16 protein-coding genes and 2 pseudogenes are annotated in these 14,691 nt (G+C 41.1%); 9 read left to right on the forward strand and 9 right to left on the reverse strand.

What is annotated here, in order from left to right; genetic code table 11:
* Positions 1-90 precede the first annotated feature (90 nt).
* The 8 genes from dnaJ (at position 91) to IQ276_RS19075 (ending at position 6,368) form a co-directional block, all read left to right on the forward strand.
* The gene (gene dnaJ / locus IQ276_RS19040) at positions 91-1,224 is read left to right on the forward strand and encodes a molecular chaperone DnaJ (RefSeq protein ID WP_073643046.1); all 1,134 of its coding nucleotides are present in this window, start codon (positions 91-93) and stop codon (positions 1,222-1,224) included.
* The gene (locus tag IQ276_RS19045) at positions 1,224-1,481 is read left to right on the forward strand and encodes a sulfurtransferase TusA family protein (RefSeq protein WP_190881091.1); all 258 of its coding nucleotides are present in this window, start codon (positions 1,224-1,226) and stop codon (positions 1,479-1,481) included. The genes dnaJ and IQ276_RS19045 overlap by 1 nt, the downstream gene beginning before the upstream one ends.
* Entirely contained in the window at positions 1,478-2,602 is a 1,125-nt protein-coding gene (rsgA, locus tag IQ276_RS19050; protein ID WP_193919206.1) for a small ribosomal subunit biogenesis GTPase RsgA, read from the forward strand. Before IQ276_RS19045 ends, rsgA begins: the two co-directional genes overlap by 4 nt.
* Before the next feature lie 53 nt (positions 2,603-2,655).
* Entirely contained in the window at positions 2,656-3,387 is a 732-nt protein-coding gene (locus IQ276_RS19055; RefSeq protein ID WP_193919209.1) for a Uma2 family endonuclease, read from the forward strand.
* 52 nt (positions 3,388-3,439) lie between these two features.
* Positions 3,440-4,009: a Uma2 family endonuclease gene (locus IQ276_RS19060; protein WP_193919211.1), complete on the forward strand. Its 570-nt coding sequence runs from the start codon at positions 3,440-3,442 to the stop codon at positions 4,007-4,009.
* Between the two features lie 349 nt (positions 4,010-4,358).
* Positions 4,359-5,948, forward strand: a complete 1,590-nt coding sequence (locus IQ276_RS19065; protein ID WP_193919213.1) for a glycoside hydrolase family 57 protein — start codon at positions 4,359-4,361, stop codon at positions 5,946-5,948.
* A gap of 41 nt (positions 5,949-5,989) precedes the next feature.
* The gene (locus IQ276_RS19070; protein WP_228043218.1) at positions 5,990-6,187 is read left to right on the forward strand and encodes a DUF6888 family protein; all 198 of its coding nucleotides are present in this window, start codon (positions 5,990-5,992) and stop codon (positions 6,185-6,187) included.
* Positions 6,171-6,368, forward strand: coding sequence for a DUF6887 family protein (locus IQ276_RS19075; RefSeq protein WP_193919215.1), 198 nt, complete (start codon positions 6,171-6,173; stop codon positions 6,366-6,368). The genes IQ276_RS19070 and IQ276_RS19075 overlap by 17 nt, the downstream gene beginning before the upstream one ends.
* A 92-nt stretch (positions 6,369-6,460) precedes the next feature.
* Here the strand turns inward: IQ276_RS19075 and IQ276_RS19080 are convergent, their stop codons facing one another.
* From IQ276_RS19080 to IQ276_RS19120, 9 genes and pseudogenes are all read right to left on the reverse strand, one after another.
* Complete coding sequence (locus tag IQ276_RS19080) at positions 6,461-6,688, reverse strand: photosystem II protein, Psb35-related (protein WP_193919216.1); 228 nt, start codon at positions 6,686-6,688, stop codon at positions 6,461-6,463.
* Between the two features lie 204 nt (positions 6,689-6,892).
* Positions 6,893-7,579 carry a Uma2 family endonuclease gene (locus tag IQ276_RS19085; RefSeq protein ID WP_193919218.1) on the reverse strand — a complete coding sequence of 229 codons (687 nt, stop codon included), beginning with the start codon at positions 7,577-7,579 and terminating at the stop codon, positions 6,893-6,895.
* Positions 7,580-7,721: 142 nt separating this feature from the next.
* Positions 7,722-8,360 (reverse strand): hypothetical protein, encoded by a 639-nt coding sequence (locus tag IQ276_RS19090; protein ID WP_193919220.1) that lies wholly within the window; start codon positions 8,358-8,360, stop codon positions 7,722-7,724.
* Positions 8,361-8,542: 182 nt separating this feature from the next.
* Positions 8,543-8,983, reverse strand: a pseudogene (locus IQ276_RS19095) (transposase family protein); the annotation flags it as partial.
* A gap of 37 nt (positions 8,984-9,020) precedes the next feature.
* Positions 9,021-10,123, reverse strand: a pseudogene (locus tag IQ276_RS40980) (ISAs1 family transposase).
* Positions 10,116-10,262 (reverse strand): hypothetical protein, encoded by a 147-nt coding sequence (locus tag IQ276_RS19110; protein ID WP_193920597.1) that lies wholly within the window; start codon positions 10,260-10,262, stop codon positions 10,116-10,118. Before IQ276_RS19110 ends, IQ276_RS40980 begins: the two are co-directional and overlap by 8 nt.
* A 28-nt stretch (positions 10,263-10,290) precedes the next feature.
* Positions 10,291-10,470 (reverse strand): helix-turn-helix domain-containing protein, encoded by a 180-nt coding sequence (locus tag IQ276_RS40985; protein WP_373690558.1) that lies wholly within the window; start codon positions 10,468-10,470, stop codon positions 10,291-10,293.
* Positions 10,471-11,335: 865 nt separating this feature from the next.
* Positions 11,336-12,412 (reverse strand): coiled-coil domain-containing protein, encoded by a 1,077-nt coding sequence (locus IQ276_RS19115; protein WP_235115797.1) that lies wholly within the window; start codon positions 12,410-12,412, stop codon positions 11,336-11,338.
* Positions 12,413-12,475: 63 nt separating this feature from the next.
* Positions 12,476-13,459, reverse strand: a complete 984-nt coding sequence (locus IQ276_RS19120) for a coiled-coil domain-containing protein (protein ID WP_193920593.1) — start codon at positions 13,457-13,459, stop codon at positions 12,476-12,478.
* A 470-nt stretch (positions 13,460-13,929) separates the two neighbouring features.
* Here IQ276_RS19120 and IQ276_RS19125 point away from each other — a divergent pair, with 470 nt between their 5' ends.
* Entirely contained in the window at positions 13,930-14,682 is a 753-nt protein-coding gene (locus IQ276_RS19125; protein ID WP_190876287.1) for a winged helix-turn-helix domain-containing protein, read from the forward strand.
* Positions 14,683-14,691: the final 9 nt, after the last annotated feature.

Below are 14,691 nucleotides of genomic sequence, written 5' to 3' on the forward strand. Positions count from 1 at the left end.
TCTAGGTAAAACGCCTTTTTGTAGGGTAGGAAGTAACCGTAATGTTCTACTGCCTCCTGCTTTGTTCCTTCTAACTTTTACCTTTGCTATATGGCCCGCGACTATTATGAAATCCTGGGTGTCTCTCGTGACGCCGACAAAGAAGAAATCAAACAAGCCTATCGCCGTTTAGCCCGGAAGTATCACCCAGACGTGAACAAAGAACCGGGAGCGGAAGAGCGCTTTAAAGAAATTAACCGCGCTTATGAAGTACTCTCGGAACCAGAAATCCGGGCTCGTTACGATCGCTTTGGTCCAGAGGGCGTATCAAGCGGAGCTGGTGCGGGCTTCCAAGATATTGGTGATATGGGTGGCTTCGCCGACATCTTTGAAAGTATTTTTAGCGGCTTTGCTGGGGGTATGGGTGGTCCAGCGCAACAACAAAGACGCCGCAGCGGCCCTGCGCGAGGTGATGACCTGCGGCTAGACCTAAAGTTAGATTTCCGGGAAGCAGTATTTGGCGGTGAAAAAGAAATCCGCATTTCGCATTTAGAAAATTGTGAAGTTTGTAATGGTTCTGGTGCTAAACCAGGAACACGTCCGCGTACTTGTTCAACTTGTAGCGGTTCGGGTCAAGTTCGTCGTGTTACGAGAACACCCTTCGGTAGTTTCACACAAGTCTCGACTTGTCCCACTTGTAATGGCACAGGCATGGTAATTGAAGATAAGTGTGATGCGTGTGATGGGAAGGGCGCAAATCAAGTAACAAAAAAACTCAAAATTACCATTCCCGCTGGGGTAGATAATGGTACACGCTTGCGGATTTCCAATGAAGGGGATGCCGGTCAACGCGGCGGTCCTCCTGGGGATTTGTACGTTTACTTGTTCGTCAATGAGGATGCGGAATTCCAACGGGATGGCATCAATATTCTCTCGGAAATCAAAATTAGCTACTTGCAAGCAATTTTAGGTTGTCGGTTAGAGGTCGATACGGTAGATGGACCAGTGGAACTAATCATTCCTGCGGGAACCCAGCCGAATACGGTGATGAAATTGGAAAATCGCGGCGTACCCAGATTGGGAAATCCCGTTAGTCGCGGCGATCATATGCTGACCGTATTAATTGATATTCCCAACAAGATAGCCCCAGAGGAGAGGGAACTGTTGGAGAAGCTGGCTAAAATTAAAGGAGATCGCACTGGTAAAGGCGGTCTTGAAGGATTCTTGGGAAATTTGTTTAAGTAATGAAGTCCTCTTCTATTTCAACTCCCGATGCTCAGCTTGATTTACGCGGCACCCCTTGCCCAATAAATTTCGTGCGGACAAAACTACGTTTAGAGAAAATGCCACTGGGAGGTTTGCTAGAAGTCTGGCTAGACCCAGGAGAGCCAATTGAGCAGGTTCCCGATAGTTTGACAATGGCAGGTTATCAGGTGGAAAAAATTACAGACTGTAGTAGTTATTTTTCTCTGTTAGTGCGCCGTCCAGTTAACAACAAATGATAGCGGAAAGTTTTACCGCAACTGGACAGTTATTGGGTACTGTGGTGGCCGTGCAGGCTAATTTTTATCGGGTACAGCTGGATCAAGAGGATGGGGAGATGAGGGGGATGAGGGAGATGGGGGAGCAAAATCTCCCTCATCCTCCTCATCCTCCTCATCCCCTTCTCCTGCTCTGTACTCGCAGAACACGGCTGAAAAAAATCGGACAACAGGTGATGGTGGGCGATCGCGTTGTTGTAGAGGAGCCAGATTGGGCTGGAGGACGGGGAGCGATCGCTGAGGTTTTACCCCGCCAAAGTGAATTAGATCGTCCTGCGATCGCCAATGTCAACCAAATCCTCTTGGTGTTTGCTGTTGCCGATCCACCTTTGGAACCTTATCAATTGAGTCGGTTTCTGATTAAGGCTGAGTCTACTGGCTTGGATGTGCTTTTATGCTTGAATAAAAGTGATTTAATTTCACCACAGGAACAGCAACAAATTAGCGATCGCCTACTCGGTTGGGGTTATCGACCGTTATTTATCAGCGTCAAAAATAGTATAAATATTGACCAAGCTGCGACCCATCTAAGTAATAAAATTACTGTCATTGCTGGAGCTTCCGGCGTGGGCAAATCTAGCCTGATTAATGGGCTAATTCCCAATGCTAACCTGCGAGTGGCGGAGGTTTCTGGTAAATTGGCTCGTGGTCGTCATACCACCCGCCATGTAGAATTATTTGAATTGCCTAGCGGTGGAATGCTTGCAGATACTCCAGGTTTTAATCAGCCTGACATGGATTGTAACCCAGAAGAATTAATAGATTATTTCCCAGAAGCAAGAAAGCGGTTAGCAGTTGCTAGCTGTCGATTTAATGATTGTCTGCACCGAGATGAACCTGAGTGTGCAGTGCGCGGAAAATGGGAACGATACGAACATTATTTGGAATTTTTGGATGCAGCGATCGCTCGTCAAACACAACTCCACCAACAAGCCGATCCGGAATCCACTCTCAAGTTAAAAAGTAAAGGCAAAGGGCAGAGTCAATACGAACCCAAGTTAGAAAGTAAAAAATATCGTCGTGTTTCCCGAAAGACTCAGTTACAGGACTTGCAACAGCTGTATCAAGAAAGCGAAGAATAGGAGAACAAGCCGTCACGATAGCATAGATAGAAATAGAAAGATTCTGTTGTTGTATGTCTCAGCCCCTTGCCACCACCCCTAGTGTAAAAGATGTCACTGAGAGTATAATTTTCCCACCAGGTGATATTTACAGTGACGAACCCCCCTTGGAATCCGATTTACACCGCGAACAAATCGATTTACTGATTCGCTTGATTAAGTGGTGGTGGCGCGATCGTCAGGATTTTTATGCTACCGGCAACCTGACTATCTATTTCAGTCCTAATCAGAAAAAGTCAGAAGAATTTCGAGGCCCTGATTTCTTTCTGGTTTTAGATACAGAAAAAAAAGACCGCAAAAGCTGGGTTGTGTGGCAAGAAGACGGCAAATATCCCAATGTGATTATTGAGATGTTATCTGATTCCACTGCCTCGGTTGATAAAGGTTTGAAAAAGCAAATTTACCAGAATACATTTCGTACTCCGGATTACTTTTGGTTTGACCCAAATAACCTAGAATTTCAGGGATTTCACTTACTTGATGGACAATATCAAGATCTTGTACCTACTGAGTCAGGTTGGTTGTGGAGTCAACAATTAGGGCTGTATTTAGCAGTATATTTGGGCAAATTACGCTTTTTTACACCAGATGGACAGCTGGTGATGTTACCAGAGGAAGAAGCAAATCAACAGTTACAGCAAGCAAATCAACAGTTAGAGCAAATAAACCAACAACTAGAAGAAGAACGTCAACGGGCTGCAATGTTGGCAGAACGCTTGCGAGCCGCAGGTATTGACCCTGAGTAAATATTCTCAAAATAGAATTTCATTTCTCAAGTAGACATGGAAAGATAGTCCTATGAACCAAACAATATCCGATGGAGTCCGTTGGACAACCTCAGACTTAGAATTACTCGCAACTGACGAATGGAAGCGCTATGAAATTGTTGACGGAGAACTATTTGTGACGAGAGCGCCTCACTGGAGACATCAGCGAACTGGTGGTAATGTTTATTTTGAATTAGAAATTTGGTCTCGCTTGAGTAAACTAGGTGAACCTATTGCAACTCCTGGGATAATTTTTACAAATGCTGATAATGTCATACCCGATGTGGTTTGGATCGGTAATGAGCGTTTAGCACAATTACTAGATGACGAAGGACATTTGAGAGGAGCGCCAGAACTGATTGTGGAAGTGCTTTCTCCTGGGACAATCAACGAACGTCGAGACCGAGAAGCCAAGCTGAAACTATACTCATCCACAGGAGTCCAAGAATATTGGATTGCAAATTGGCAATTACAACAGCTAGAAGTTTATCGCAGAGAAAGCGCCCAATTAAAACTGATAGAAACCTTGCTGGCTGATGACGAAATCACATCGCCACTTTTGCCAGGTTTTAGGGTTAGAGTTCAGCGCTTTTTTGTATAATTCTGGCGTAGGCGTAGCCCAACCTAGACATCGCTCTTCAAACTTAACTTCAGCAACAAGCTGATCCAGAATCCACCTTGATGTGAATGCGTAAGTCCTATATTTCTTTGAAGGGTAAGCACAACTAGCGATATCGACCGTAATCTAAAATTTAGTAGTACTTTGGTGACGCCTGGGATTTTGCCGAAATGTCCAGATAGCGAGACTGAAAAAAACTTGGCGATCTACTGACCCCATAGATTGAGAAAAAATCATTAAGTATTCTTAGATCCCCATAAAGTCTTAAAATATTGTTAATTTCAGCCCAACCTCTCGACCTTCAACTTACAAGTATCACCCCAAAATCACTATGGCTATTGGCTATGTCGCGCTTGTCCTTCATGCACATCTACCCTTCGTTCGTCACCCGGAAAGTGACTATGTGCTGGAGGAAGAATGGCTCTATGAAGCCATCACAGAAACCTACATCCCTTTATTAAAAGTATTTGAAGGCTTAAAGCGAGACGGTATCGACTTTAAAATCACGATGAGTATGACACCACCTCTAGTGTCGATGCTTCGTGACCCCCTGCTGCAAGAGCGCTATGACGCCCACTTAGGGCAACTAGAAGAACTTATAGAACTGGAGGCTGAGCGTAACGTCCACAACGGACATATTCGTTATTTAGCAGAACATTATGCTGCTGAATTTAACGAAGCACGTCAAATATGGGAACGCTACAACGGTGACTTGGTGACGGCTTTTAAGCAGTTCCAAGATAGTAATAACCTGGAAATTATCACTTGCGGTGCTACCCACGGCTACTTGCCGTTGATGAAAATGTATCCACAAGCAGTGTGGGCGCAAATTCAGGTAGCTTGTGAACACTACGAGGAAACTTTTGGACAAGCACCGAGAGGTATTTGGTTACCTGAATGTGCTTACTATGAAGGTGTAGACCGGATGCTAGCAGATGCTGGATTACGCTACTTCCTTACCGACGGACATGGCATTCTTTACGCCCGCCCACGTCCCCGTTTTGGCACCTATGCACCTATTTTCACTGAAACTGGTGTTGCTGCCTTTGGCCGAGATCATGAATCATCTCAACAGGTATGGTCTTCTGAAGTTGGCTATCCTGGAGCGGCGGAATATCGAGAATTTTATAAAGATTTGGGCTGGGAAGCAGAATATGAGTACATCAAGCCCTACATTATGCCCAATGGTCAGCGAAAAAACACGGGCATTAAATATCACAAAATTACTGGACGTGGTTTAGGGTTGTCAGATAAAGCACTCTACGATCCTTATTGGGCTAAGGAAAAGGCCGCAGAACACGCTGCTAACTTTATGTATAATCGAGAGCGGCAATCTGAACATCTTTATGGTATAATGCAGCGCCCGCCGATTATCGTTTCACCCTATGACGCGGAATTATTTGGACATTGGTGGTATGAGGGTCCTTGGTTCATTGATTTCCTGTTCCGCAAGTCATGGTATGACCAAGGAACCTATGCAATGACGCACTTGGGAGATTATCTGCGATCGCATCCAGTGCAGCAAGTCTGTCGTCCTTCCCAATCAAGTTGGGGTTTCAAAGGTTTCCACGAGTATTGGTTGAACGAAACAAACGCCTGGATTTACCCACACTTGCACAAAGCTGCTGAGCGAATGATTGAAATATCCCAGTTGGAACCGGAGGATGAACTGGGCTGGCGAGCATTAAATCAAGCAGCACGGGAGTTATTGTTGGCACAATCTTCTGACTGGGCTTTTATTATGCGGACGGGAACGATGGTACCCTATGCAGTGAGACGGACGCGATCGCACCTGATGCGCTTCAATAAGCTCTACGAAGACGTGAAAATTGGCAAAATTGATAGCGGTTGGCTCGAAAAAGTCGAGGTGATGGATAATATTTTCCCCAACATCAACTATCGCGTCTACCGTCCGTTGTAGTAATAGGGTGGGCAATGCCCGCCTTATATTAGTAGTGAGGAGTGTTTATTTTACCAACAATAGAGCAAGCCTTAGCCTGTGTACGGGTTTGTCAAATGTTATCAAATCCGTATAAAGATATCCGCTTATTTCGATTTGACGACAGAACAGGACAGGTTTACATCTTAGCTGGAGACGAACTCCAAATCATTGTATTGAGTAATGGTATCTGGGATTTTGTCAATGAACCCGAATTATGAGCAAATGAGTTTTCAACAATTGAGAGCTTATGTAGTGGAAAACCGCGAAGACATTGAAGCTCTACGTTTTTTGATGAGCAAACGTGATCCAAACTCTAAAGGCTATCCTATGCCTTTAACAGAAGCCGATATGCAAGCCCAGATGGAAATCATCAGGCGCAAGATTAACGGAGAACTTTGAAATTCTTATCCAAGTTAAGTAAGCAAGAGTAGGGTGGGTAAATAACACCCACCCTAATATTTTATCGACATTCTACTAAGCTGCCTTTATTGCTATTGGGGCAGGTTGCGGCTGGCGTAAGCATCTATCGCATATGCAGGAGTGCGATTTGTGTAGTCTATATCCAGGCCAGTGAAAGATTTAGCCAACTTTTCAAAAGACTCAGAACGCCAGTTACGCTCGTGGATAGGCTTGCTCTGTTCTCCCAGGAAATAAGCCAAAGAGCCTAAAACTGAAGCAGCTACCCAACCCACAACTACTAATGCAATTAAGATAGTCATCGCAAAACCTCTGTTTTAAGTTTTGTAACTTTATGTAAATAAATATAACGTCATTGATATAAAACTTGCAACATACCCCTATGGTGTGCTGACCGATGAGCGAGGTAGGGTATTCCACACTGAACAGCGGTGAAGCATCAAAAGTTATGCAAAAAAAACCCTACTCACTTAAGAGTAGGACAGGAATAACGCCAAACTATTCTGTTAGAGGCTATCTGGATCAATATTTAATTCTCGGAGTTTAGCAGCTAATCTTTGTGCCTTTTCTTCTGCGGCTTGTCTTACAGCTACTTCTTCTTCGTGAGTTAGAAGTATTTGATCTGTAGCTGGATTGTAAAAACGCAATTTTCCCTCTTGTAAACGCAACTCAAGCCCTAAAACTTCACTGGGTAGGGATACGGTATCATTTGATAAGCTATTGGTTGGCACTGGAAAATAATTGTCTTCAACCAAGCGTAAACCTTGGAGTTGGGGATTAAGATAATCGCCCGTAGGATCATACTGGAAATATTCACGCACCCCCAGAAAGGCGTAGATTCCTTTCTTTGCACCTTGGTCTTTGCTGCGGGTGGTTTTTGAGGTAATCTCTAGAACAAAATCTGGGGTTTTATCATTTTCTTCCCAGGTTTTGTAAGAACCGCGATCGCGGTTTTCTACTCCAAAGACCACAAATACATCTGGTGCGACAACTGATTCTGGATTACCTTTTTCGTAATAGATAAATAAATTACCAGCCACGTAGACATTTGGAAGATTTCGGAAATAAATCCGCAGCGCACTTCTTGCATAAATCAAGTAACTGCACTGGATATCACCTTCAGCCATTGGCTTACCATCCTCATCTGGATATTCAATTGGGGTAACGGGGATATACTCTACTGAGGCTGTCATGGTCGGATACCTCAACTCAACTAGGGCTAGATTCAATAATATCGCTCAAAATCCTGTCGCCATGACTGGGAGGCTGAGAAATCACGAGGAATTCATGATCACAGTCCCTTTCATTGAGCATCTGATGAGGTTCAATGTTCACTTAGTCTGGTTGAGTATCGCTTGTCAAATATGCAGCAAGCTCTTCTGAAATAACAAAACGAGCAACATCATTATAAGTAATTTCGTAAATCAGTCCGTAATTCTCTAGAATTCGTAATTTATTTCTCAAATGAGAGTGATCTTCAAAATAGTAAGCGAGAACCATGTTGTTATTAGGGTCTGAATAATAAACCCATTTATTGCTTAGAATTACAAATTCACGAATAAATGGATACTCACACAAGTCATTTTTAATATCTGCTATAAGCTCTGGAATTAGTTTTTCAATCGACGATAATACGCTGCCTGATTGTTTGGGCAACAGAAGGCTGGGCTTAACGACACTCTCACGTGAAACTCTTAACCCTGAAAGCGTCTTCTCGATTTTTTCGAGTGTCCGTACCATTTTTTCAGGATTATCGTTTCCGATCGTAATTGGTGGAACTGAGCCAACAACTTCAATTGGTGTTTGATAAATATAACGTTTTGCAGAAAGATCGTAGTACTCTACTTCAAGACGAATATCTTTTCCAAATCGCTCTTCTGCTTTAAAAAAAGTTGCTACATCAAAGAAGAAAGGGTTCTGGCGATCAATTAGAGATAGTTTTAGCGGAAAAAGTTTTTCATAGTTATTCATCATCTGAGGTGGAGACGAGATTGTAATCTTGACATCGACTGCTGGAGCTTCGGTAAGAGCAAGAATACCAAGTTGAATAGCTTGTTCTTTTTCTGGTTTGAATCGAAACAGATGAGTTAATCGCGGTTTTGAAAAGTGCCGTTTAGCTCAAATAGCATCAACAATAGACCTCTTGCAAAAGTCGCTCAGGAAGATTTAATTTTGGGGAGACAAAGCTCATAATTGTAGAGAGCAGCAATCAGATTAAACCTTAAACTAAATCTTTTTCGGCGATTTCTATAAGTAAGGGACAAAATTTTAAACACCTTTAACTTCCGATTTACATGCTCACCTAAAACTCTAATTCTGGCTAATTCTTGATTGCTCTTTTTATCCTCATAACTTAATTTACCTCCTCTAGGTTTTTTCTTGGAAATCCGACTATTGTTATGCAGTTTTTGAATACCTTGATAACCTTTATTACCCAAACACTCTATATCTTCTCTCAGCCTAACTTGACTATTTTTAAATATCCGAAAATCATGTTCTCTACCCTTACCATGAGCGGTGCAGATGATTTTACCATTTGCTTGGTCTACCACTACTTGTGACTTAAGTGTATGCTGTTTCTTTTTTCCACTATCAAACTTTTTTTGTTTTTTTTAGGACGTTCAATGGGCAGGGCTATTTCATTCTAAAAAGCTGCTTGAGTGTGTCTAGTCCAAAAGAACATAAACGTTGAGCTTGTGCCATATTTTTAAACATATTGTTTCGGTATAAATTGAGTGAAAAATTGCGAGTGAGCGCAAAAATCTGAGGTAAGGGTGTAGTGCGAATTCGGGATGCATCTTCACCTTGGGTAACGTCCCGAACGTAATGAACTTTATTCTCAACACCCCAATATCCTCTGATTCGTTCAGCTATTTGTTGAGCCGTTTCAGTTAGAGATGAAATGTAATAACGAGTCTCAGTAGTTACTTCAATTACATTGTGTGTGAAAACCTGACGTTCTGATTTGACTTGAATCAAAGTGGTAAGTCCAGGCCAAGGACGAATACCATCAAGATTTTGACAAATACTGACATGTCGCTTTTCGATTCGACCATGACCTTTATTTATCTGCTCAAAAGAAAATTCCGGTGTAAAATTAGTTTTGATATCTTTGAATAAACTAGGTTGATTCCCTTTCAAGGCAGCAATATAATCATTGCCACTGTTGATAATCAACTCACAAGTTTTTTTTGTGTATTAATAGCATCAAAGGCAAAAACTACTCCCCTGAGAGCCAGTTTCTCAATCAACTCAGGTAATGCTTTTATTTCGTTGGTTTTGGCATCAACTTCAAACGGTTCTAAAATCAATCCTCGCTCTACAAGGTAAGCACTGACCAACATAATTGCTGGGTGGGAATCAGAATGTGGATTATCATTTTCTACTTGATATGAGCCTTTGAGGACTTTACCATCCATACCAACAGTTTCTCCAGGCAGTGGTTTGATGTCAAAGAAATTCGCAAGGCATACGGAATACTCTTCGTAATTTATGTGTAATAAATTACGACGGACTGTACTGTAAGAAGGAAGCCTATTCTTTGTCGGTTTCAAGAGGTCTATCAACTCCTCACGGTAGCTTGAAATCCAATCTCCAATTGCTAGAAATCCTTTATTGCCTGCGGCGATCGCCAATGTGAACAGCGCAAGACATAATGGTAGAGTATGTCGCTGTCCGGCGCGGCGACGGGGGTCTTCTAGACCTGCAAAAGCTTTGATAATTTCGATTTCAGACACGGTAGTAGATACTTGAAGTAGAGCTGGCGATGAATTCTACCATATTGCGTCTACATTTAGAATGAAATAGCCCTGGTTCAATGGGACTTTCTGTAACATCAACCACTACTACTTCTAGCTGATAATTAGAACTAGCCAATTTTTTCTTCCCTGGAAGTGTGAACGCCCTAGAAATAGGTCAGTGTATCTTCTATTTTTCGGATAATTCGGTAAGCTGTAGACTCCTTGACTCCCCAAGATTGACCTATATGGAAGTAGGTACGGTACTCTCTCCAGTACTCCAATGTCATCAACAATTGGTCTTCCAACGTGAGTTTACAAGGCCCGTCCTGTTTTCTGTTTTGCAAGGCTTGGCGGTAAGCGAAGCCATGCCGTTAGGCTTATCGCACTACCTCTAGCATCTGGTTAAAAGTCTCCGGTCGTACACCACACAAGCGTTTAAAGTCTTCTGGCTTTAAGATTTTTACTTGTTCGTATGTCATCAATGCTACCCAACTCTAACCTACCTGTCCCACGTATTTGGGACTTTTGCAAGAGGTCTAATGAAGAGAGCGATCGCTACTAACTAATAACTGCTATTGAAATCCTTATCTAATCAGCATTTTGCCATAGTTTTGATGAGCTATGGTCTGATTTGAACGCGATCGCACAGCTCAAGTAATATCAAGTCTGGCTAATCACTAAGTCATTAAAATTTCTTCTTACAGCCACTTGTTTTGTTATAAATTTTACTCAACATCATGTATTGTTACTAAATAAGTATTTACATAATAAATTTTTATGTTTTTATTAAAAAATATAAGTATAAGCTTATGATTTATCTATTTTTATTTAAACTTAAATTTTCTCTAGTAGATTTCTGTAATCGACAATACCCGTAATGTAGATAAAATAGTAGTAGAATTCAAAACTTAGTATTATGTCTAGTCAAGATCAAAATTCTCATCAAGCATTTAATCAAACACAGGCTAGTGGAACAAAGAAAAAGAAGAAACTACAACCTCCTCCAGACATCAAGAAACCAAAGAAAACCGAATAAAAACTGTCAAAATTTGTTGTAGAGACTTAAATTTAATTAAGCCTCTACACATAAATTATCTAAGGATAAAAGCGTTAGTCGTCAGAATCCAGAATGACTAAAAAATCCTGCCATAGCTTCTTAAATTTCCTCAAATTATTCTGAATTCTGGATTCTGAATTCTGAATTCTTACTTATTTATTTTTAACTTGACTCTTTGCCTGTTCTAAAGCTATTTCTTTCATTGCCTGATATGAATTCACATTGGAAGTACCTTCAATAGCTTTAACTGCCAAATCTTGAACTTGTTTCAGGGCAGATTCGAGTTGTTTAGAAAGATTTTGAATGCGTGTCTCTTGATTAGTAATCGTCTGTTCTAGAGATTGCAGTCTTTGTTCATAAAAGCGCTTTTGCCCTTCTACTTCTTTAGAATATAAGTCTGATTTGACTTTAGCTTGGTAGTGGGCGATGCCTTTGCCTTCTTCTGTAGCTTTTTTGATGGCTGCTTCTTTGTCTTTCGGAAAAGCTTCTACCTTAGCCTTCAATTCTTCAAATTGTTTTTCTCGTTCAGAAATTGCTTTCTCCCGTTCGTCCCACTGTTTTTCTATTTCTTGGAGTAATTCCTCTAGTTGTTTATATAATACTTTCTGCCCTTGTTCGTATTCACCAGTGTCTAGTTGCCGCTGGAGTTCTAAATTATACTTATACTCTGATGCATCGCGTTGGCGAGTTTTATTCAGGCTTTCATTCCGTTCTTTTATCGCCCGTTGATGTTCTTCTTGTTCTTTTCCCCAAGTATTTCTTTGATCTAGAATTTCTTGCAATAACATTTCAGAACGCTGGCTATACTCATCTTGATAAGCTTTAGAATTATCTTCATACGCTTGGATCAGAGTATCCAAGATATCATCAGAAATTTCTAAATTATGCAACTGTTTTAATTGTTGAATTTCTTCCTCTAAAGTTTGCCTGATTTCTTCTAATTTAGAAGCTTTGGTTGTCAATTGTTCGGACAATTCATTAGCAGCGCTACCAAAACCTAATTGAATTTTAGCTAAGCTTTCAATTGTATTATTCATCTTTTGTTGGACACTAGAAAGCTGATTCATAGGTGTTTTTTGTTCTATTTTAGGCTGTTCTTTGGTTACAGGCTGGCTTTCTTTAGCAACTTTATCGAGTTGCGATTTTAGCGCTGCTTGTTCTTTAGCTAACTCCTCATACGCCTGAAGAATTTCTACTTTAGTATTCTTCTCAGTCGGTTTTTTCACCACTACAACAAACCTCCTCTTCAGGAATTGAAAATTCAAAATGATTAAGACGCTACAGACTAATAACTATTTGGGGCTAGAACTACCAAAAGCCCTCATAGCTAAGTCTTGCGCTTGTTTTAATGCAGTTTGCAATTGAGTAGAAATCCCTTCTATTTGCTCAGTTTGTTTTTTGATTGTTTCTTCCAGGGATTGAATTTTTAATTCGTAACTCTGTTTTGTAGATTCCCATTCTTTCTCAAACAAATCAGCCTCAATTTTAGCTTTTTGGCTGGTTTCTTTAATTGCTTCTTCTCTGGCTTTCTTAACGGCTTCTTCTAGTTCGTTAGGAAATGTGGTCACTTTTTGTTGATAATCCGCAAATAGCGGTTGATGTTGAGTGAGTATTTTTTCTCGTTCAGTCCAGTCTTTCTCTTTCTTTTGAGAATTTTCTTGTATTTCCCTTTCTTGTTGACGCTTGATTGCTTCGTAGCTGTCTGTATTCAGCTTACGAGTTGTTTCTAATTTATATTGATATTCTTCTTCTTCTTGCTGGCGGTCTTTGGCTAATAAATCATTATATGCTTGGAGTTTTTCTTCATACTCTGCTTGCTCTTTTTGCCATTCTTTCCGCCTGACTGTAATTTCTTTTTCTAAAGCTTCCTTTTTGCTAATAGTATCTTGTTCTAGGGTTTTGAGTTTTTCTTGATGTTCTTGACTTAAAATATCTAGAGTATCAGCGACAACTCTAATTTGCTGAAGCTCCTGTAGACGTTGAGTTTCAATTTCTATTGCTTGATTGAGTTCATCTAACTTGGAGTTTTCTTGAGCTAGTTTTTCAGATAATCCATTGAGAATACTGCCAAACTCTAATTGTAAATCGGCTAAACCTTTGACAATACTATCAACTGTATATGCCGAAGCTGCTTGCAGAATTTCTTGGCTTTTGGCTTTTTCTGCTTCTTCTTGTTTGGTTGCTATTTTAAATTCCAGCTTTTTCCTTTGGATAAGAATTTGTTGAAATGCTTGCATTAGTTGTTGTTTGCTGTCCTTGACCCCAACTGTAGTCATATTCCAACTCCGTTCAATAGGCAATAATTTATCGGGTAGCAAGCCATACCAATGACTACCCTATGCAGACATCAGAGTAGCCTTTACATCATATTTATAGTGCAGTGTAAACACTGAAATAATCAACATCCGATACTGAGGATAGTACGAGTTATCCACAGTTGTCTCTTTCTGTTTTCCTAAGTATATTTTTCCCTTTGGGGTTTTGTAGTATTTTTGTACTAATAAATATACCCAACCCAATTTACCCTTGTCAAGAGAAAATTTCAGAGATTTCACTAAAAAGACTATGTGGCATCTTTCAGCCACAGCGCTTTATAATTCTTAATAGGGCGCTGTGACATATGTAACCTTTTGTAAAGGAAATCTAAAAGAATTAACCCTAGTAGAAGCGCGGTTGCACTCAGGCTAGATAATAGATGTGATCATCCTAATTGATACAAGGACAGTCCTAGACTCTTGTGATATCAATGTATACCACTGAATCGACCAAGTATTCTGCCAGAACGGACATTGGACAAACCAGCCGGATTTTGGTAGTAGAAGATGAAGAATTAATCCAGGAAATGCTCGTTGTAGCCCTGGAAGAGGAGGGTTACGGGGTGATAACTGCCCCCGATGGGCGGTCTGCTGTAGAGTATCTCAAAAGTTTTGAAACCAACTCAGGGGAACTTCCCTTTGACTTGATCATCCTTGATTTGATGCTGCCTCAGATCAATGGTTTAGATATTTGCCGTTTACTACGTCACCAAGGAAACCCAGTACCGATTTTAATGCTCAGTGCTAAGGGTAGCGAAACCGATCGCGTTTTGGGGTTAGAAGTAGGAGCAGATGACTACCTAACCAAACCCTTCAGTATGCGCGAGTTAGTGGCTCGTTGTCGGGCTTTACTGCGGCGTCAACGCTTAAGTAATTTGCCACAACTACCAGTATTAAAATTTAAGGATGTGACCTTAAATCCTCAAGAATGTCGCGTGCTGGTTCGCGGTCAAGAGGTGAGTCTTTCTCCGAAAGAGTTTCGCCTGCTGGAACTGTTTATGAGTTACGCCCGTCGGGTGTGGTCGCGGGAACAATTGCTAGACCAGGTTTGGGGTCCAGATTTTGTGGGGGATAGCAAAACCGTAGACGTTCACATCCGTTGGTTGCGCGAAAAATTAGAGCAAGATCCCAGCCATCCCGAATATATTGTGACTGTAAGAGGTTTTGGCTATAGGTTTGGATAATTAGTTTAG

This window comes from Desmonostoc muscorum LEGE 12446 (assembly GCF_015207005.2).
GTDB classification, from domain to species: Bacteria; Cyanobacteriota; Cyanobacteriia; order Cyanobacteriales; family Nostocaceae; genus Nostoc; species Nostoc muscorum.